The 18,989-nt window shown below is 67.7% G+C and carries 17 protein-coding genes; 8 read left to right on the top strand and 9 right to left on the bottom strand.

The features are described 5' to 3' along the window. Nucleotides 1–454 precede the first annotated feature (454 nt). Nucleotides 455–1,567 carry an AAA family ATPase gene (locus CKO28_RS28360; protein WP_200340136.1) on the bottom strand — a complete coding sequence of 371 codons (1,113 nt, stop codon included), beginning with the start codon at nucleotides 1,565–1,567 and terminating at the stop codon, nucleotides 455–457. Nucleotides 1,568–1,823: 256 nt separating this feature from the next. Here CKO28_RS28360 and CKO28_RS08135 point away from each other — a divergent pair, with 256 nt between their 5' ends. Together CKO28_RS08135 and CKO28_RS08130 are read left to right on the top strand one after the other, a co-directional pair. Then, the gene (locus CKO28_RS08135) at nucleotides 1,824–3,032 is read left to right on the top strand and encodes a pyridoxal phosphate-dependent aminotransferase (RefSeq protein WP_200340135.1); all 1,209 of its coding nucleotides are present in this window, start codon (nucleotides 1,824–1,826) and stop codon (nucleotides 3,030–3,032) included. 213 nt (nucleotides 3,033–3,245) lie between these two features. Then, nucleotides 3,246–4,280 (top strand): IS110 family RNA-guided transposase, encoded by a 1,035-nt coding sequence (locus CKO28_RS08130; RefSeq protein WP_200340134.1) that lies wholly within the window; start codon nucleotides 3,246–3,248, stop codon nucleotides 4,278–4,280. A 395-nt stretch (nucleotides 4,281–4,675) separates the two neighbouring features. On the opposite strand, the gene CKO28_RS08125 is transcribed toward CKO28_RS08130, so the two are convergent. Beyond that, a complete protein-coding gene (locus CKO28_RS08125) occupies nucleotides 4,676–5,740 on the bottom strand; it encodes a cobalamin-independent methionine synthase II family protein (protein WP_200340133.1) in 1,065 nt (354 codons plus the stop codon). Between the two features lie 149 nt (nucleotides 5,741–5,889). Between CKO28_RS08125 and CKO28_RS08120 the strand changes: the two genes are divergently transcribed. After that, on the top strand, nucleotides 5,890–6,330 hold the full coding sequence (locus tag CKO28_RS08120) for an acyl-CoA thioesterase (protein WP_338050078.1): 441 nt from the start codon (nucleotides 5,890–5,892) through the stop codon (nucleotides 6,328–6,330). Between the two features lie 9 nt (nucleotides 6,331–6,339). Beyond that, nucleotides 6,340–6,516: a hypothetical protein gene (locus tag CKO28_RS08115; RefSeq protein ID WP_200340132.1), complete on the top strand. Its 177-nt coding sequence runs from the start codon at nucleotides 6,340–6,342 to the stop codon at nucleotides 6,514–6,516. 9 nt (nucleotides 6,517–6,525) lie between these two features. Here CKO28_RS08115 and CKO28_RS08110 read toward each other — a convergent pair whose 3' ends face one another. After that, on the bottom strand, nucleotides 6,526–7,140 hold the full coding sequence (locus CKO28_RS08110; protein ID WP_200340131.1) for a C40 family peptidase: 615 nt from the start codon (nucleotides 7,138–7,140) through the stop codon (nucleotides 6,526–6,528). 442 nt (nucleotides 7,141–7,582) lie between these two features. After that, nucleotides 7,583–8,041 (bottom strand): Hsp20 family protein, encoded by a 459-nt coding sequence (locus CKO28_RS08105; protein WP_200340130.1) that lies wholly within the window; start codon nucleotides 8,039–8,041, stop codon nucleotides 7,583–7,585. A 413-nt stretch (nucleotides 8,042–8,454) separates the two neighbouring features. Between CKO28_RS08105 and CKO28_RS08100 the strand changes: the two genes are divergently transcribed. Next, nucleotides 8,455–8,901, top strand: a complete 447-nt coding sequence (locus CKO28_RS08100) for a DUF1465 family protein (protein WP_200340129.1) — start codon at nucleotides 8,455–8,457, stop codon at nucleotides 8,899–8,901. 111 nt (nucleotides 8,902–9,012) lie between these two features. On the opposite strand, the gene rpmE is transcribed toward CKO28_RS08100, so the two are convergent. Next, complete coding sequence (gene rpmE, locus CKO28_RS08095; RefSeq protein WP_200340128.1) at nucleotides 9,013–9,252, bottom strand: 50S ribosomal protein L31; 240 nt, start codon at nucleotides 9,250–9,252, stop codon at nucleotides 9,013–9,015. A gap of 241 nt (nucleotides 9,253–9,493) precedes the next feature. On the opposite strand from rpmE, the gene CKO28_RS08090 reads away from it, so the two are divergent. Both CKO28_RS08090 and CKO28_RS29110 read left to right on the top strand, forming a co-directional pair. Further along, entirely contained in the window at nucleotides 9,494–11,332 is a 1,839-nt protein-coding gene (locus CKO28_RS08090) for an ABC transporter transmembrane domain-containing protein (RefSeq protein WP_200340127.1), read from the top strand. 251 nt (nucleotides 11,333–11,583) lie between these two features. Then, nucleotides 11,584–12,531, top strand: coding sequence for a PAS domain-containing protein (locus tag CKO28_RS29110; protein ID WP_200340126.1), 948 nt, complete (start codon nucleotides 11,584–11,586; stop codon nucleotides 12,529–12,531). Between the two features lie 134 nt (nucleotides 12,532–12,665). Here CKO28_RS29110 and CKO28_RS08080 read toward each other — a convergent pair whose 3' ends face one another. The 3 genes from CKO28_RS08080 to CKO28_RS08070 all read right to left on the bottom strand — a co-directional run bounded on the left by CKO28_RS08080 (nucleotide 12,666) and on the right by CKO28_RS08070 (nucleotide 17,650). Next, the gene (locus tag CKO28_RS08080) at nucleotides 12,666–13,526 is read right to left on the bottom strand and encodes an MBL fold metallo-hydrolase (RefSeq protein ID WP_200340125.1); all 861 of its coding nucleotides are present in this window, start codon (nucleotides 13,524–13,526) and stop codon (nucleotides 12,666–12,668) included. 229 nt (nucleotides 13,527–13,755) lie between these two features. Beyond that, on the bottom strand, nucleotides 13,756–15,159 hold the full coding sequence (gene mgtE / locus CKO28_RS08075) for a magnesium transporter (protein WP_200340124.1): 1,404 nt from the start codon (nucleotides 15,157–15,159) through the stop codon (nucleotides 13,756–13,758). 97 nt (nucleotides 15,160–15,256) lie between these two features. Continuing rightward, nucleotides 15,257–17,650 carry an NADP-dependent malic enzyme gene (locus tag CKO28_RS08070; protein ID WP_200340123.1) on the bottom strand — a complete coding sequence of 798 codons (2,394 nt, stop codon included), beginning with the start codon at nucleotides 17,648–17,650 and terminating at the stop codon, nucleotides 15,257–15,259. Between the two features lie 204 nt (nucleotides 17,651–17,854). Here CKO28_RS08070 and lipB point away from each other — a divergent pair, with 204 nt between their 5' ends. Then, nucleotides 17,855–18,535, top strand: a complete 681-nt coding sequence (lipB, locus tag CKO28_RS08065) for a lipoyl(octanoyl) transferase LipB (protein ID WP_242480419.1) — start codon at nucleotides 17,855–17,857, stop codon at nucleotides 18,533–18,535. A 116-nt stretch (nucleotides 18,536–18,651) separates the two neighbouring features. Here the strand turns inward: lipB and CKO28_RS08060 are convergent, their stop codons facing one another. Then, entirely contained in the window at nucleotides 18,652–18,927 is a 276-nt protein-coding gene (locus tag CKO28_RS08060) for an acylphosphatase (protein WP_200340121.1), read from the bottom strand. Nucleotides 18,928–18,989: the final 62 nt, after the last annotated feature.

Below are 18,989 nucleotides of genomic sequence, written 5' to 3'. Positions count from 1 at the left end.
GGCCCAGCAAAACCAATAAAGTTTGCAAAGTTTGTTGCCCACGGGTCCCGGTGGCGCCTCGTGCGCCGCCGAGACCCGTGGTCGCGCGTCAACACCCTATGCCAATGGGGCGTAGGGGGCGCTTACGCTCCGCCCGCCAGCCGCGGCTCTACCCGTTCAACTCGGGGACCAACCTGCCGTGCAGCCGGGGCGAAGCGCCACCCGAAATCCATTCGCAGCGTCGAGGAGCCAGAAAGCCGGGTGAAGCGTAAGCGCTAAGGTCGAGAAGTCAAACGGGCAAGCTAGCTCTGGAAGATCTCTAACTGCGGTCGTAGATGTAGTGAAGCGTGAGGCAAGCCTTGTGCGAGCCTCGGAGAATGTGTACGGAAAGTGCTTGGTCCCACCACCACTCACCGGGTTGATGGGCTCGGCCAGGCGTTCTCCATATCCAATTAAAAAGTTTCGGTCTGCCATATCAGCACTCTATAGCTTGGTCCGGCCTATGTTTGCGAAGAGTTTCGCGAGATACTCGGGAGATTTCAGCTGCTTTCCGATTGGACCAACCTTTCTCAAGAAGTTTTAATGCAAAGGATAGGCGTTCGTTTGTTGGAATGTCTTTTATAAATTTCGAAATCTCCGAAACGATCGCGTCTTCGACACTGTTTTCCTGTAGTATCGATGCGCGTTTTGCGCGGTTGAGTAACGTCCTTACTTCGCTGTGAGAACGGCCATTTAACGCCAGCGCAAGAGATTGCGCTAAGTCGTCGTCTATAGCCATGTTACCATACATATCGCGTGTGATAAGGTCTAAAATTTCATCGTAAGAGGGTGGCATAAAATTTATAACATGATCGAACCGTCGCCATACGGCTGGGTCCAACAGCGAGCTATGATTGGTGGCGCAAATCAATAAGTTGTCTTCTGGCCACGCGTCGATCTCTTGCAAAAGAACTGTTACAAGGCGTTTCAGTTCGCCAATGTCTCCTGAGTCATCTCGGCGTTTCGCTATTGCGTCGAATTCATCGAGGAACAAAATACAGGGCGCTGATTTTGCATAAGCCATAATGTTTTTTATATTCATCCCAGTCTTGCCTAGAAGGCTGCTCATTACAGCGGATATATCCAGCGTCAATAATGGGACGTTTAGGCGAAATGCTAGCCATTTCGCTGACATAGTTTTTCCGACACCAGGAGGTCCAGAAAAGAGTAGTAGTCGAGACAAGGGTATGCCGTTTTTTCTGAGTTCATGGTGTTTATGAGTTTCTAAAATCAAGTTTTCGAACTGTTTTCTTACGGAATCGGGCAATATTGGCTCGTCTGTTGAAAGGTCTGGCATCTCGTGAAATGCCAGTGAGAAGCGGCTGTCTGAGTCGACCGGTAGGCCTTGCTTACCAGAATCCCTCAGAGGCGAGTTCTGCGACGGGGCAGAGGCCAACATTTCGGTCAACCGATTGGCCGTGCCTGGTTCGTCGCGTTCTATAAATTTGACGTAGCGACGACCGAGCCGTTCAAGGTTAAGCCTATCGCCGGTCAACCCGTTTCGTAAAATGTGGTAGACAAAATCGGAGTGGGTCTTGATTTGGGCCACAGAAACTCTCTGGGATTCAAGTGTGTTAGGGGGCGGATTGGGCCAGTCCACGCCTGGGGACGGCATCGTAGTCCAGACGGTCGGCTCCGTCAAAGTGCGATGGCTGGTCAAAAATTCCACATGGAAAGTATGGCAATATCGGGTCATATATACGCCGTATAGTGCAGTTCCATCGCCTTGCCTGGACACCCCCCGGGCCCTCGGCTAGCGTGCGCGGCGGAGCACGCAGTTTTTCATCACGCGAGATAGCCCCGCCATGTCCTCCTTCCTCGCCAGCCGGCTGGACCGGATCAAGCCGTCGCCGACCATCGCGGTTTCCACCAAGGCGCGCGAGCTGCGCGCCGCGGGCAAGGACGTGATCGGCCTGGGCGCGGGCGAGCCCGACTTCGACACGCCGGAGAACATCAAGCAGGCCGCCAAGGCCGCGATGGACCGGGGCGACACCAAATACACCGCCGTCGACGGCACGCCGGAGTTGAAGCAGGCGATCTGCAAGAAGTTCGAGCGCGACAACGGCCTAAGCTACAAGCCGGAGAACGTCTCGGTCGGCACCGGCGGCAAGCAGGTGCTGTTCAACGCCCTGTTCGCCACCATCCAGGAGGGCGACGAGGTCGTGATCCCGGCGCCCTTCTGGGTGTCCTATCCGGACATGGTGCTGCTGTGCGGCGGCGAGCCGGTCGCCGTGCCCTGCAGCCAGGACGCCGGCTTCAAGCTGCGCCCGGAGGACCTGGACAAGGCGATCACCAAGAACACCAAGTGGGTGATCCTGAACAGCCCCTCGAACCCCTCGGGCGCCGCTTACTCCAAGGACGAGCTGAAGGCGATCACCGACGTGCTGAAGAAACACGAGCACGTCTGGGTGCTGACCGACGACATGTACGAGAAGCTGGTCTATGACGGCTTCCAGTTCTGCACGCCGGCCCAGATCGAGCCGGCGCTGTTCGAGCGCACGCTGACCATGAACGGTGTCTCCAAGGCCTACGCCATGACCGGCTGGCGGATCGGCTACGCCGGCGGGCCGAGCCAGCTGATCAAGGCGATGGCGAAGATCCAGTCGCAGTCGACCTCCTCGCCGTCGTCGATCAGCCAGGCGGCCGCCGTCGAGGCGCTGAACGGCCCGCAGGACTTCATCGACTCGAACAACGAGGTGTTCCGCCAGCGCCGCGACCTGGTGGTGGGGCAGCTGAACCGGTGCCCGGGCCTGACCTGCTCCCGGCCGGAGGGGGCGTTCTACGTCTACCCCTCCTGTTCCGGCGTGATCGGGCTGAAGACGCCGCAGGGCAACCGCCTGCAGTCGGACGGCGACTTCGTCACCTACCTCCTGGAAGAGGCCAACGTCGCCTGCGTCCAGGGCGAGGCGTTCGGCCTGTCGCCCTACTTCCGGATCTCCTACGCCACCTCCACGGAAGCGCTGGAGACCGCCTGCGAACGCATCAAGCAGGCCTGCGAGCAGCTGAGCGAGTAGGGGTGAGGACCAGTTTTTAGGTTCACCACCAAGACACAAAGGCACCAAGAGCGCTAAGGCGGTTTCGAGACCCGTCAGACGTGCTTCGACACGGCCCTGGCGGGCCTGCTCAGCATGATGGGATGGACCTTCCCGTTCTCCATTTCGGCCTCACAATGGGCCAGACCTGTTGTGTGGTGCGACAGGACAACATCGGAAGGAACGGGAAGATCCATGACCCAGGTTACTGTGATCGGCGTCGACTTGGCAAAGAACGTTTTCCAGCTGGCGTTGGTGGACGCCGCCGGCCGGGTGGTTGCGGAGCGGCGGGTCCGGCGTGCCGGGCTCGAGGCGGCGGTGGCGGCGTGCCCAGGCGCGGTGGTCGGGATGGAGGCGTGCGGCGGGGCGCACCACTGGGCGCGCAGCTTTCAGGCCGCGGGCCACCCGGTGCGGCTGATGGCGCCCAAGCGGGTCAAGGCCTACCAGGATCCCGGGCGCAAGGACGACCGGCGGGACGCCCGGGCGATCGCCGAGGCGGCGACCCGGCCGCACGTCCCCGGCCTGCGGATCAAGTCGCCGAGCGAGCAGGACGCCCAGAGCCGCCAGCGCATCCACCGCAAGCGGGTCCAGCTGCGCACCGACAAGGTCAACGTGCTGCGTGGGCTGTTGATGGAGTCCGGCATCGCGCTGCCGCAGGGCGAGGCCGGACTGAAGCGCTACGCCGAGCTTGCGGACACGCCGGCTTGGCAGGCGATCTCGCCGGACATGCGCGCGGAGTTCGACGAGCTGCACGCCGAGATCGGGCGCGACGGCGCGGCGATCGCCGCGAGCAAGGCGCGCCTGGTGCGGGCCGCGCAGGACGACGCCCGGGTGCAGCGGCTGCGCACGGTTCCCGGCATCGGGCCGATGATCGCCGCGGCGACGGTGGGCGCGATCGGCGACGGGTCGGACTACGCCGACGGGCGCAAGTTCGCCACCAGCCTGGGCCTTACCCCCAGGCTCAACAGCTCGGGCGAACGCGTGCGCCTGGGCCGGATCTCGCTGATCGGCGACGGCCAGTTGCGCGCCCTCTACGTCAACGGCGCCCAGGCGCTGTTGATGCAGGCCAAGCGCGACCGGCCCACCGCCGACGGGCTGATCCTGTGGGCCCGCCGCCTGCTCAAGCGCAAGCGCTGGAACGAGGTCGTGATCGCGCTCGCCAACAAGCTCGCCCGGGTGGCCTGGGCGGTGCTGCGCTCGGGCGACACCTACCGGCCGCGGGCGGCCTGAGCCGCCGCCCACCCCAACACCAGAGCCCCTTAGCAAAGGAGACGCTCACCCCGACGCAAGGGATTGGATGGCGCCGCAAGGCATCCGCCTGAACCGTCTAAACGCCGAAGCTTCATTGGCCGCTGATGGCCGACAGCATGATCTGGCGAACACGGTCCAAGCGAACCCCATCCTGGCCAGAGGACACCAACATCCTCGCAAACAGGCCGTATAGATGTCCGCCCCGAAAGGGCCATCAAACCCCTTGCACGAACGGGAAGGTCCATAGATGAAGGTCATATTTTTCAAATTTTCCGCTTCATCCTGAGCAGGCTTGCGTCAGCAAGGCGTGTCGAAGGACGTCTGACGGGTCAGCGAAGCGCCCCAACGCCTTGGTGTCTTTGTGGTGAATCCCCTCACACCGCCCGCGCGCCTTGCACGAGCGCGCGCAGCTTGTCGCGGGCGAGTTTGCGCGGCATCAGGGCGAGCCCGCAGTCGGGGGCGGCCATCAGGCGGTGCGGGTCGATGTGCTCCAGCGCCCGGCGCAGGCGGCCCGCGATCTCGTCCGGGTCCTCGACGCGGGAGCGGGCGACGTCGACGCAGCCCAGGATCACGGTCGTGCGCGCGAAGCGCTCCAAGAGCCGCAGGTCGGCCGGCCGGTGCGCGTCCTCCAGGCTGACCGCGTCGACCGGCGCCAGGTCCAGCGGCTCCGCCAGTTGGTCGTACGCGCCGGGATCGGCCTTGGGGTAGTCCGCCTGGTCCAGTTCCGCCGGATAGCCGCAGCAGACGTGCACGGCCGTGCGCGTCTCCTCGGGCAGCCGGTGCAGCGTGCGCGCCAGGTTGTCGACGCCGAACTCGGCCGCCTTGTCGGGATGCCGGGCGAACAGCGGCTCGTCGACCTGGATCCAGGGGCAGCCGGCCGCCGCCAGGTCGCGCAGTTCCTGGTTCAGCGCGTCGCCCAGCGCGGCGCACAGCTCGCGTTCGTCGGCGTAGTGGTCGTTCGCGATCGTGCCGGCGATCGTCAGCGGCCCCGGCACGGTGATCTTGACCGGCCGGTCGGTGGCCTGCTGCGCGCTGTGCCAGTCGTGCCGCAGGAAGCGCGCGCCCGCCTGGACCGGCCCGCGCACCACCGGCACGTAGGCGGTCCAGCCGCCCTGACGCAGTTGCCGCTCCTCCAGGCTGTCGAAGTCGATCCCGTGCAGGTGGCGCAGGTGGTAGAAGACGTAGTGCTCGCGCCGGACCTCGCCGTCGGTCGGCACGTCGATCCCGAGCGTCGCCTGTTCGCCGACCACCTCGTGCGTCGCCCGGTCGAGCAGCCGCTGCTCGTCCTCGGCATCGATCCGGCCGCGCTCGCGCAGCGGGCGGGTCGGGTCGCTTGGGTGGCGGCCCTGCTCGTCCTCCGGCTTCGCCTCGTGCCAGCCGCGCAGCGGCACGTAGTCGGGCTTGGGATAGGCGCCGATCGTGGTGGTCGGAACGGGCATGCGGCCTCCTTGGGGCACGGTCGTGCCCGTCTGCTCTGCCACAGCCGCGTGCCCGGCGGCAACGGCCGCAAGTGGGAATTGACAGCGCGCGCGCCGCCTGCTTTCCCAGATCGCATCGCCCCGACCAGCCCGAAGGACCGCGCCGAACCGTGAGCGACGACCAGCCGACGACCCGTGAAGACTACTTACACCGCCTCACCATCCCGACCCGCTGGATGGACAACGACATCTACGGCCACGTGAACAACGTGGTGTACTATTCCTACTTCGACACGGTGATTAACCGCTATCTGATCCAGGAGGGCGGCCTCGACCCGTGGCACGGCGAGGTGATCGGGGTGTGCGCGGAGTCCTGGTGCCGCTACCGCGCCGCCTTCGCGTTTCCGGAGGACGTGGAGGCGGGCTTGCGGGTGACCCGGCTGGGCGGCCGGTCGGTCACCTACGAGATCGGGCTGTTCAAGGCGGGACGCGCGGAGGCCGCGGCGGAAGGGCGGTTCGTCCACGTGTTCGTCCCGCGCGGCGACATGACCGCGGCCGTGGCGATCCCGGCACCGCTCCGGGCGGCGCTGGAAAAGCTTCAGGTGGGTTAGGGGACGGCCATGTGGCTCTGGATCATCGGGGCGGTGATGACCGGCGGCGGGGTCGTCCTGGCGCGGCTGGCGTTCCGGGACGAGGCGTTCCTCGCGCCGGTGCTCGGCTGGGCGTTCGTCGGCGTGGCGATGCTGGGGGCGGCGCTGCTCGCCTATCGCGCGGCGACCGCGGGCATCGTCGCCTGACGGCCGCGGTTAACCCGCGTCCAGCTTCTTGATCGGATCCAGCGTCACCCCCTGAAGCGGCAGCTTCTCGCCAACCTCCTGAGCGAAGTCGTCGGGGGTATATTCGTTGGACGGCTTGCTGTCGGGCAGCAGGCCGACGCGCTGGTAACTCTCGGCGATCAGCTCGCTGCAGAAGAAGCTCTGCAGATCCTCGCGGTTGCGCCAGAACAGCCCCTCGTCCATGGCGGAGCGAAGCAGTTCCAGCGCGTCGTAGTCGTAATCCCGGTCTTTCACCTCGTGCCGGAAGGCCGTGAGGCTGGCGACTTCCTTTTTGGTCAACGCACGGTTCAGTTGCCGGACGGCCACCTTGCCGTCGTAGTCCCGCACCCGTTTGCTGAGCGGCGGCAGCTGGACGCCCGGCTTGGGCTCCCGGCCTTTCGGGGTGGCGGCGTCCTCGGGATGGCCGGTGGTGGTGGATTCCCACAGCAGCACGGCGTCCAGCTCCTCGCTGCGGACGACCATGCCGACGTGCGACCAGGTGCTTCCGGTGAACCGCCGGATGGTCCAGGAGAAGATGGATTCGCCGCTCATCAGGATGATGTCCCCGGTCTTCAAGTCGTCCCGCAGGGAAGAATACGCAACCATCGTCAGCCTCCTGACCGCACCGACCTCGGGGTATATGCCCAGTATACCGGCGGGAGCGGCGGACGGGTAATCGATTCGCGCAACACGCTTATCGGGACGCACCGCCGGCCGCCCGGGAGGGCGGCCGGCAATGGCCGCTCAGGCGCTATGCCGGGCGAGCCACGACCGGTCGTGCCTGCGGCGAAGGCATCATGTTCGATCGCCCGAGAGCGCCACAAACCTGTACACGGCTGCCGACGCGCCAGCCGCCCAAGGGCCCTGGCGGGGCCCGTGCAAAGGACATGGTCTGGCGGGCCGGAAGGGCCTAGAGCGAAATCGATGAAGGTCGAGTCGACCTTCATCGTGAATTTTTCTCTAACTGCTTGAAGAGAGACCAAGAAAGCCGGCCGGGGCGGGCCCGGCCGGCTGACGTGGTCGGCGCTGAGAACCGAGCCGGTGCGGCTTACGCGGCCTGGCTCTCGATCACCTTCGGCTGCTCGGGCGCGCCGCGCTGGATCTCGATGGTGCGCGGCTTCTTCGCCTCCGGCACCTCGCGGACCAGCTCGACGTGCAGCAGGCCGTTCTCCAGGTGCGCGCCGGTCACCTTGATGTGCTCGGCGAGCGCGAACCGGCGCTCGAAAGCGCGCCGGGCGATGCCGCGATGCAGGAAGCTGCCCTCACCCTCGGCCTCCTTCGCCTTGCCGGCGACCACCAGGGTGGTGTCCTTGGTGCTCACCTCCAGCTCGTCCTCGCCGAAGCCGGCGACGGCCATGGTGATCCGATAGGCGTCTTCGCCCAGCTTCTCGATATTGTAGGGCGGGTAGCCGGTCTCCTCGCCGCGGGCGAGGCTGTCCATCATCTGTGCCATCCGGTCGAAACCGACGGCGGAGCGGAGCAGGGGGCTGAAGTCGTAGGTACGCATGGCAACCATATCCTTTTGCTGCAAGCGATACGGACCGCGCGGCCATCCACCCAAAGGTCGAAAGGCCGCGTGATGGGGTGCTCCGGCGCCCGGCGCGGCGGCCGTCTTCCGAACCCGGCAAGCGGCGTTGACGGAAGCTTGTTCGGCCCACCTTGCCTGTCTCGGGCCCGAAGCGATCTATAGCTGGGAAGCCCGGGCCGCGGTTCAAGAGGGTGGCATGCGAAATCGCCGCAGGGCGAAGCCGCCGCTCCCGACCCGGCATGGCAGGTGCGGGGACGAATTTCGCTTCAAGGTGCTGCCAACCGCTTGTTAAGCTCACCGGCGTAGGCTCGCGCCGACACAGCGCCGGCCCGCGGCGACGCGGTTTCAAAACCGGGCGCGTTTTCTCTCAACAACAGCCGGACGGCTTATCAGTGCCTCACAGCGGGACCCCCCAGGGCGACAGCACGCGCAACATCGTCGATACCGGTGCGCTGATCATGCGCACTTACGACGAGGCGCTGGCGCTGACGCGCGAGGTGCGCGACTACATCGCCAGCCAGGCGCCGGCGGACAAGGCGGCCCTGGACCACGACACCCAGCTGGTCGCGAGCTGCGAGGAAATGCGCGTGACCGCGCGGATCACCCAGGTGATGGCGTGGCTGATGCTGCAGCGGGCGGTCAACGACGGCGAGGTCGCCCGCGACGCGGCGGCGCAGCCGGAAAACCGCCTGGGCGGGCAGGATACCTGCCTGGCCGAGCCCGCGGTCGATCCCGACCGGCTGCCCGCCCGCCTGGGCGACCTGTTGACCCGCTCGCGCGCCCTCTACGAACGCATCCAGCGCCTGGACATGATGCTGGAGCCGGCCGGCCGGGCGTGAACCAGCCGGGCGTGGACGAGCCGGGCGCGTGGAGGAAACGCAAAAAGGGCATCCGCCGGGTGGCGAATGCCCTTCTACGCGTCTGTGGCCTTGGGTCGGCGCGCGGTGCGGTTAGCCGCGCTTCTTGCCGGACAGGTTGCCCAGGTTGCCGAAGCGCTCGCTGAACTTCTGCATCTGGCCGCCCTGGGTCGCGACGCGGTGGACGCCGGTCCAGGCGGAGTGGGTCTTCGGGTCGATCTCCAGACGCAGCGAGTCCCCGGCCTTGCCGTAGGTGGAGCGGGTCTTGAACTCGCTGCCGTCGGTCATCACGACCGTGATCTCGTGGTAGTCGGGGTGGATGTCTTTCTTCATCGCTTCGCTGCTCCTGCTCGCGCGGTGGCGCAGGTTATAGGCACCGCCGCCGCCGGACGCAAGGGGGCGCGCGCACGCGCGTCCTCGCGCGGCAGGTCGCCCCGGCCGGTCCCGCCGGTTGCCCGCTCGCGGCGGGTGAGATACGTCTGTCGGCAATCGAGTTTGGCGCCGGTCGGCGGGCTTAATCCGCAGGGCGGAAGCAACCACCACGTGCCGGCAGGGCAACCGCAGAATGGCGAGCATGCGCGAGAAGTCGACGGTCGAACAGGACAGCAACCGACGGCCGGACCGGCCGCGCAGCAAGAACGTCAAGGTGCTGGCGCGTCTGTGGGCCTATCTGCGGCCCTACAAGGGCTATCTGCTGCTGTCCCTGCTGTCGCTGGTCGCCGCGGCCGGAACCACGCTCGCGCTCGGGCGCGGGCTGCAGCTGCTGATCGACCAGGGGTTCGCCGAGGGCGACGCGGCGCTGCTCGACCAGGCGGTGCTGGTGCTGTTCGGCGTGGTCGCGATCCTGGCGCTCGCGGCGTTCGCGCGCTTCTACCTGGTGACCTGGCTGGGCGAGCGCGTGGTCGCCGACGTCCGGCGCGACGTGTTCCGGCACGTGATCGGCATGTCGCCCGGCTTTTTCGAGACCACGCGCACGGGTGAGGTGCTGTCGCGCCTGACCACCGACACCACGCTGCTGCAGGTCGTGGTCGGCACCAGCGTACCGATCGCGCTGCGCAACATCCTGACCCTGGTCGGCGGTGTCGCGCTCTTGTTCGCCACCTCGCCCCGGCTGACCGGGCTGGTCTTCCTGGTGGTGCCGCTGGTGCTGATCCCGGTGATCGTCTACGGCCGGCAGGTCCGCAAGCTGTCCCGCGCCAGCCAGGACCGGGTCGCCGACGTCGGCGTCTATGTCGACGAGAGCCTGTCCAACATCCGCACGGTGCAGGCGTTCAACCACGAGCCGATCGACCGCGCGCGCTTTCAGGAGCGCGTGGAGAACGCTTTCGACACCGCGATCAAGCGCACGATCGCCCGTGCCTCCCTGACCGCGATGGTGATCCTGCTGGTATTTGGGGCGATCGCGGTGGTGCTCTGGGTCGGCGGGCATGCGGTGCTGGACGGGGAGATCACCGCCGGCCAGCTGTCCGCGTTCGTGTTCTACTCGGTCGTGGTCGCGGGTTCGGTCGGCGGGCTGTCCGACGTGGTCGGCGATCTGCAGCGTGCCGCCGGCGCGACCGAGCGGCTGTTCGACCTGCTGGCGACCGAGACCGCGATCGACGCGCCGGACAACCCGACCCCGCTGCCAAGCCCGGTGCAGGGGCGGGTCGGCTTCGACAGCGTCGTGTTCCACTACCCCTCCCGCCCGGATTCTGCGGCGCTCAACGGCTTCGATCTGGAGGTCCGGCGCGGCGAGAAGGTCGCGCTGGTCGGGCCGTCGGGTGCGGGCAAGACAACCGTGTTCCAGCTGCTGCTGCGCTTCTACGACCCGACCAGCGGACGGGTGACGCTGGACGGCGTCGATCTTCAGAACGCCGACCCGTCGGAGCTGCGCCGGCACACCGGTCTGGTGCCGCAGGAGCCGGTGATCTTCTCCGCCGATGCCATGGAGAACATCCGCTACGGCCGGCCGGACGCGCGCGACGACGAGGTGATCGCCGCGGCGGAGGCGGCCAACGCCCGCGCGTTCATCGAGGAACTGCCCGACGGCTTCAGCGCCTTCCTGGGCGAACGCGGCGTGCGCCTGTCCGGCGGCCAGCGCCAGCGCGTCGCAATCGCCCGGGCGATCCTGAAGAACCCCGAGGTGCTGCTGCTGGACGAGGCGACCAGTTCGCTCGACGCGGAGAGCGAGAAGGTCGTGCAGGAAGCGCTCGACCATCTGATGCAGGGGCGCACGACCCTGATCATCGCGCACCGCCTGGCGACCGTGCTCAAGGCCGACCGGCTGGTGGTGATGGACCGCGGACGGATCGTCGAGACCGGAACCCACCACGAGCTGTTGGAGAAGAACGGCCTGTACGCCCGTCTGGCCGCCCTGCAGTTCGACCAGGCGCAGGCGCTCAGCGCCGACGCCCGGCCGGATGCGGCGGAGTAGCGCGCGGGCAAGATCGCCCAAGGTTCGCTCACCTTCCGCGCGAATCTTGTTCTCTCGTCAAGGAGATAGGGTGAACTTCGGCGCGCCGGGTGTCGTCGGCCTTCAGCGGTATCGCGCCCACCCCGACCGGAGGCGTAGTGTCCCGCCGAGGACCGCTCGCTTTACCTTTTGTTCAGCACCTTTCAGTTAGAACTTTCGCCTCAATAGACGGCGATGCGGGCGCATCGCGTGCGAAAGGAAACCGCAACGTCGTGAAGCCGATCCGGGGCCCGGCCCTAGGGCACGCGCCGACCCGCGCCCCCACGGACGGCGCGCAGGACCTCGCCGACGGGCGGGCCGACCGGCTGCTTGCGGTCTGGCGGGCGAACTGCGACGCCCTGGGCCGGTTCGAGGCGGCCCGCCTCGACATCACCGAGCTGCCGGACGACCTGCTGCCCGACCTGTTCGTCGTCCGGGTCGGGGACGCCGGCTTGACGCCGGTTCTTGGCGGTATGCGGGCAAACGATCCTCTGGCCCGGCTGGCCCGTCTGCACGGCGCGGACGATGCGCCGCCGGCCCGGTGCCTGGAGATCGACGCGCCGGTCCGTTTGACCGGGCCCGACGGGACGCGGGACGCCGGTATCCTGTTGCCGCTCTCGACCCACCGGCGGCTGTCCCACGTCCTGGGCCTGCTGCCGTCCGACGACCGAACCCGGACGACAGCGCCGTTCGGCGGCTTCCCGACGGCGAACCTGCCGCTCGCCGACATGCCGGAGCAGGCGGAAATCCTGGCCTACTGGACCGGCCTAGGCGGGCCGGGCCGCCTGCCGGCGCGCCGGGACATCGACCCGGTGGCGATCCCGCGTCTGCTGCGCCACCTGATGATGCTCGACGTGCTCGGCCCGCCGCTCGACTTCCGCTATCGCCTGCTGGGCGACGAGATCATGCTGCGCGCGCGGCCCGGCCTGAAAGGACGGCGGTTCAGCGAGATCGCGGGCAAGGGGCCGGGCTCCGGCGTCTGGGAAAGCGCGCGCAAGGTGGCGGAAACCGGCCTGCCGCGCTACGGACGCGTCGGCTATATCGGCCCGGACCAGTTCACCGCGGGGGTCATCAACCTGTTGATGCCGCTGTCCGACGACGGCCACACGATCAGCCAGGTCCTGCTCCTGGTGCTATTTTGCCAACGCGATCTCCAGGCGCCCGACGATCGACCGGTCTGAGCGCGGCTGCGCGCCGATCGGCTCGAGCAAAATCGATGAAGGTCGGGTCGACCTTCATCGTGAATTTTGCTCTAACTGCTTGAAGAAAGAGCAAGATTCAGCTGAAAGGCGGCTTCACCTTGCAGCATCTTGCTCTAGTAGCCGTAGGGCACCAGAACGGTTGGCTCACGCGGCAGGCTGGCGAGCGAGACGTTGATCACCGGCTGCTGGGCGCGGCGGATCTGGAACGCGTCCGACATGCCGGCCAGGAAGCGCTCCAGCGAGCCCGCGCCGAAAAAGTGCATCGGGATCACCAGGCTGGCCCGCAGGTCCTTTAGGGTCGCGACCATGTTCGGGATGTCGAGCGTCCAGCTGCCGTCGACCGGGGCCATCACCACGTCCAGCCGGCCGATCAGCGCCAGGTCGGCGTCCGACAGAGGATGGTGCAGGTGGCCGAGGTGGCCGATGCAAAGGTCCGCGACCTCGAAGATGAAGATCGAATTGCCGTGCTTGTCGACCGCGGCGGACGACCAGCCGCGGATATCGGTGGCGACGTTGCGCACCCGAAGATCGCCGACCTCCAGGTCGTGCCGCGCCGGGCCGTCGCCGCTGGGGTTCCAGCCGCGCAGCACGTGGTCGATCCGGGGATCGGGGGTGTTGGTGTAGTGGGTCGTGTGCGCGCGGTTCATCGTGACGATGTCGGGCACGCCAGCGGAGCCGTTGCGCCCGGTGTAGTCGGTGGCAACGACCACCCCGCCGGGCGTGGTGATCTGGAAGGTGGCGTGGCCGACGAACTCGATCGCGACCTGCCGTGCCGCCGCCAGCTGCGCGGCGTCCGCCGGCCGCCAGCCCGCCAGCCGGAGCGGCGAGGGCTCGGCCGGCGCGTTCTCGACGAAGGCGAAGCACTGGCTGGCGTGTGCGGATGCCGGGGCGAGCGCCAGGGCAAGCGGCACCGCGAGCGCGAGCCCGGCGGCGCGGAACAGACGGCGGACGACGGCGGGTGCGCAAACGGACATCGCTACCTCCCGATACGGGCATGCGGGGGACTGTGCGCCCGCGACCGGCACGGCCGGCCGGTCCGAAGCGCACGGTAGTGTGACACCGCACGCTCTGCCGTGGGAGTCCAAATGTCGGAGCCGCCACGGGCGGGAGGCTGAAAGGTGAAGCCGCCTCTCAGCTGAATCTTACCCTCTCTTCAGGTAGTTAGAGCGAAATTCACATCTGAGTGTAAACGGGTGTTCGCGCCTACAGAATGAACAGCGCGGCCAGGCCGAGGAACGCGAAGAAGCCGACCACGTCGGTGATCGTGGTCAGGAACACCGCCGACGCGACCGCCGGGTCGATCTTCAGCTTCTCCAGGGCGAGCGGGATCAGCGTGCCCGACAGCCCGGCGATCAGCATGTTGACGATCATCGCCAGGCCGATGATCACGCCGATGTCCGCCCGGCCGAACCACAGCCAGGCGACCAAGCCGGTCATCACCGCGAACACCACGCCGTTGGACAGGCCGACCAGGCATTCCTTGCCGATGAAGCGCAAGGCGTTGGTGGCCGACAGGTCCTTCATGGCGAGCGCGCGCACCGCGACGGTCAGCGTCTGCATGCCGGCGTTGCCGCCCATCGAGGCGACGATGGGCATCAAGACGGCGAGCGCCACCGCCTGGCTCAGGGTTGCCTCGAACAGGCCGATCACCAGCGAGGCGAGCACCGCCGTGCCCAGGTTGATGGTCAGCCAGGTGGCGCGCGACTTGGCGGTCTCGAGCACGCGGCCGTAGAGGTCGCTCTCGCCCAGACCGGCCAGCTTCATCAGGTCGTCCTCGGCCTCCTCGTCGATCACGTGGACGATGTCGTCCACCGTGATCATGCCGATCACCCGGCCGGAATCGTCGACCACCGGCGTGGATACCAGGCCGTACTGCCGGAACAGGTAGGCGACCTCCTCCTGGTCCATGGTGAACGGGATCGGGCGGACGTCGGTCTCCATCACCTCGGCGATCGTGACCGCGCGCTTGGCCCGCAGCACGCGGGAGATCGGCACGGTGCCCTGGCACTTGTGCTTGGGGTCGACGACGAACAGGTCGTAGAAGTCGTCCGGAAGGTTCTGCGCGGAGCGCATGAAGTCGATCGTCTGGCCGACCGTCCAGCTGGCCGGCACGACCACCACCTCGCGCTGCATCAGGCGCCCGGCGGACGCCTCGGGGAAGGCCAGGCCCTCCTCCAGCACCAGCCGGTAGCCGACCGGCAGCTGGGTCAGGATGCGCTGCTGGAAGTCGTCGTCGAGGTCCTCGAAGATCTCGACCGCGTCGTCGGATTCCAGCTCCGACAGCGCGCTGGCGAGGCCCTTCGGCCCGATGTGCTCGATCACGTCCTGGCGCACCGCGGGCACCAGGTAGGACAGCGCCTCCGGGTCCAGCGCGCCGCCCAGGGTATCCAGCACGATCACCCGCTCGTCGGTCGTCAGCTCCTCGATCAGGTCGGCGAGGTCGGCGGCGTGGAGCGACTGCGCGATCTCCTCGAGCTGGGTGATGTCGCCCTGCTGGATCGCCTCGTGCGCCTGCTCGATCTGGGCGTCGCTCAGGCCGTACTCCTCCGCGCTGGCCGGGGCGGTCTCGGGCTGACCAGTGTCCTGCTCGGGCGGGGTGATCGACATGGAGGTCCTTGGCAGCAGGGGATGATGGGCAGGGGTCGCGGTGCAGGGGCGTCCGGCAGCGCAGCGCCTGGGATCGCGGTCGGGGCGCCGGCGCGGTTCAGCCGTCGGCGGTCGCCGCGGCCCGGCGGGCGGCGGCCTGGCGTTGGGCGTCGAGAACGGCGACGGCGGTCATGTTCACCACCCCGCGCGAGGTGACCGAGGGGGTGAGGATGTGCGCCGGCAGCGCGCTGCCCAGCAGCATCGGCCCGACCGGCAGCCCTTCGCCCAGGATCTTGAGCGCGTTCATGGTGATGTTGGCGGCGTCCAGGGTCGGCATCACCAGCAGGTTGGCGCTGCCCTTCAGCTTTGAATTGGGGAAGACGCGCTGCCGGATGTCCTCGTTCACGGCGGCGTCGGCGTGCATCTCGCCCTCGACCTCCAGGTCGGGGTGGTCGCGCTGCAGGGTCGCCACCGCCGCGCGCATCTTGCGCGCGCTCGCGCTGTCGGCGTTGCCGAAGTCGGAGTGGCTCAACAGCGCGATCTTGGGCTCGATCCCGAAGGCGCGCACGCCTTCCGCCGCCATCGTCGTCATCTCGACGATCTCCTCGGCGCTGGGATCGTCGGTGACGTAGGTGTCGGTCAGGAAGTAGCTGCCCTGCGGCAGGATCAAGAGCGACATCGCGGAATGGTCGTGCACGTTCGGCCGCTGACCGATCACATCGCGGATGTGCGCCAGGTGCCATTTGTAGACGCCCTCGACCCCGCACAGCATGGCGTCGGCATCGCCCAGGTAGACCGCGAGCGCCGCGATCACGGTCGGATTGGTGCGCACGATCGTGCGCGCGGCGGCCGGCTGCACGCCCTTGCGTTCCATCAGCCGGTGATAGGTCTGCCAGTAGGTGTTGTAGCGCGGGTCGGACTGCGGGTTGATCACGTCGACGTGCTGGCCGGTGACGAACCGCAGGCCGAGCCGCTCGACCCGGCTGTGGATGACGTCCGGCCGGCCGATCAGGATCGGCTGCGCCAGGCCTTCGTCGAGCGCCACCTGGGCGGCGCGCAGCACCCGCTCGTCCTCGCCGTCGGCGTAGATCACCCGCATCGGGCGCCGGCGGGCGCGCTCGAACACCGGCTTCATCACCAGCCCCGAGCGGAACACGAACTCCGAGAGCTGCTGCTTGTAGACGTCGAAGTCCTGGATCGGCCGCGCGGCCACCCCGCTGTCCATCGCCGATTTGGCGACCGCCGGCGCCAGTTCCAGCATCAGCCGCGGATCGAACGGGCGCGGGATCAGATAGTCCGGGCCAAAGCCGCTGGCATCGCCGCCGTAGGCCTTCTGCACCACTTCCGACGGCTCGGCCATCGCGAGGTCGGCCAGCGCTTTCACGCAGGCGGTCTTCATCTCCTCGTTGATCGTGCTGGCGCCGACGTCGAGCGCGCCGCGGAAGATGAACGGGAAGCACAGGACGTTGTTGACCTGGTTCGGATAGTCGCTGCGTCCGGTCGCGATGATCGCGTCCGGCGCCACCTCCCGGGCGTCCTCCGGCCAGATTTCCGGGGTCGGGTTGGCGAGCGCCATGATGATCGGCGGGTCGGTCATCGTGCGCACCATCTCCTGGCTCAGCACGCCCGGCGCGGACAGGCCGAGGAAGATGTCCGCCGCTTCGATCACGTCCGCCAGGGTGCGCGCGTCGGTGTCCTGGGCGTAGGCCGCTTTCCAGCGGTCCATCGCCTGCTCGCGGCCCCGGTAGACCACGCCGTGGATGTCGGTGACCCAGATGTTCTCGCGCTTCAGGCCCAGGGTCTGCAGCAGGTCGAGGCAGGCCAGCGCCGCCGCGCCGGCACCGGAGCAGACCAGCTTGACCTCCTCGAACTTCTGCGCGCGCAGGCGGAGCGCGTTGTAGATCGCCGCGGCGACGATGATCGCGGTGCCGTGCTGGTCGTCGTGGAACACCGGGATGTCCATGCGCTGGCGCAGCGCGGCCTCGACCTCGAAGCACTCCGGGGCCTTGATGTCTTCCAGGTTGATCCCGCCGAAGGTCGGCTCCAGCGCGGCGATCGCCTCGATCAGCTTGTCGGGATCGTCCTGCTTCAGCTCGATGTCGAACACGTCGATCCCGGCGAACTTCTTGAACAGGACGCCCTTGCCTTCCATCACCGGCTTGGAGGCGAGCGGGCCGATGTTGCCCAGTCCGAGCACGGCGGAGCCGTTGGTGACCACGCCCACCAGGTTGCCGCGCGCGGTCAGGCCGGCGGCTTCCTTCGGGTCGGCCACGATCGCGTCGCACGCCGCGGCGACGCCGGGGGAGTAGGCGAGCGCCAGGTCGCGCTGGTTGCCGAGCGGCTTGGTCGGCGTGACCTCGATCTTGCCGGGGGTCGGCTCGCGGTGGTAGTGCAGCGCGGCTTCGCCCAGGTCGCCGTGCTTGCCGGTACTTGTCCGGCCCTGCGGTTCGGCCGATTTGACGGGCTGGGCCGGTGGGCGCCCGGTCGCGGGGGTGCGGGGATCTTGGGCCATGGGCGTGTTCTGCCTCCCTCTCGCGGATCGACCGGTGCGCCCCGATGGCGCTAAGCTCGGCCGATGCCGGGCACGGGCATGAAAACGCCCGCGCGGCGCGCTGGAACCGCACGGGCGTCGAAGTGCGCGGCCGCGCACCCCGGCGTGGACGGCCGCAAAGCCGAAAAATCGCGCGCTGTCACGACCTTGGCGGGAGATAGCAGATTGCCCCTACGCGAGCAAGCCGAGGCCCCCGAAGCCCCGCAGCCCGCCGCGGCGCCGCAGCCGCAGTGGGCGGTCAGTGACCGGCTGGTCGCCTATCCGGACGCGCTCGCGTTGATGGAAGCGCGGGTCGCCGAGATCCGGGCGGGACGCGCGGCCGAGCTGATCTGGCTGCTGCAGCATCCGCCCCTCTACACCGCCGGGACCAGCGCCGACCCGGGCGACCTGGTCGACGCCGGCGGCTTCCCGGTCTATCAGACCGGGCGCGGCGGGCAGTACACCTACCACGGCCCCGGCCAGCGGGTGGCCTACACAATGCTCGATCTGAAGGCGCGCGATCTAGACGTGCGCCGGTTCGTCTGGTCGCTGGAGGAGTGGGTGATCCGGGCGCTCGCCCAGTTCAACGTGCGCGGCGAGCGGCGCGACGGGCGCGTGGGTATCTGGGTGCCATTGGACGGCGGGCGCGAGGCCAAGATCGCCGCGATCGGCGTGCGGGTGCGCCGCTGGGTGTCGTTCCACGGCATCGCGCTCAACGTCGACCCGGAGCTGAGCCATTTCGCCGGCATCGTCCCCTGCGGCATCCGCGAGCACGGGGTGACCTCGCTCGCCCAGCTCGGCTATCCGGTCGGCCTGGAGGATGTCGATGTCGCGCTGCAAGCCGCGTTCACCGAGGTGTTCGAATAGGGGAGTTAGGCACGCCGTGACGCCCAACTGATCCCCCTCCTCCCACGGGAGGAGAGGGGACCAGCCGGTGGTGGAGGGGACCAGTCGGTCGAGGAGTGTGACGAACCCCGCGCCCGTCACACGCTCGCCGCCTGGTGGAAGCCGGTCTCGACCGGCGCCTCGGCCTCGCTCACGTCGACCTTGCTGACGCGTGCGGCGGGCGGGCCCTCGTGGCAGCGCTCGACCATCTCGTCGACCTTGGCGTCGTCGCCGGCGAAGACGGCCTCGACCGTGCCGTCGTGGACGTTGCGGACCCAGCCGTGCAGGCCGCGCTGGCTCGCCGCGTCGACCGTCCAGCCGCGGAACCAGACCCCCTGAACCTGGCCGTGGATGCGCACGTGCACGCGCTTCATGTCGTTCGTTCCCCCTCTTCTGCCCGTTCGATCGGGTGCCCGGTCGATCGGGTGGTGGGCGC

Origin of the sequence: Rhodovibrio sodomensis (genome assembly GCF_016583645.1) — a bacterium.
Taxonomy (GTDB): Bacteria; Pseudomonadota; Alphaproteobacteria; order Kiloniellales; family Rhodovibrionaceae; genus Rhodovibrio; species Rhodovibrio sodomensis.
Note: the sequence above shows the minus strand (reverse complement) of the source record. Positions and strands in the feature narration are given on the sequence as shown.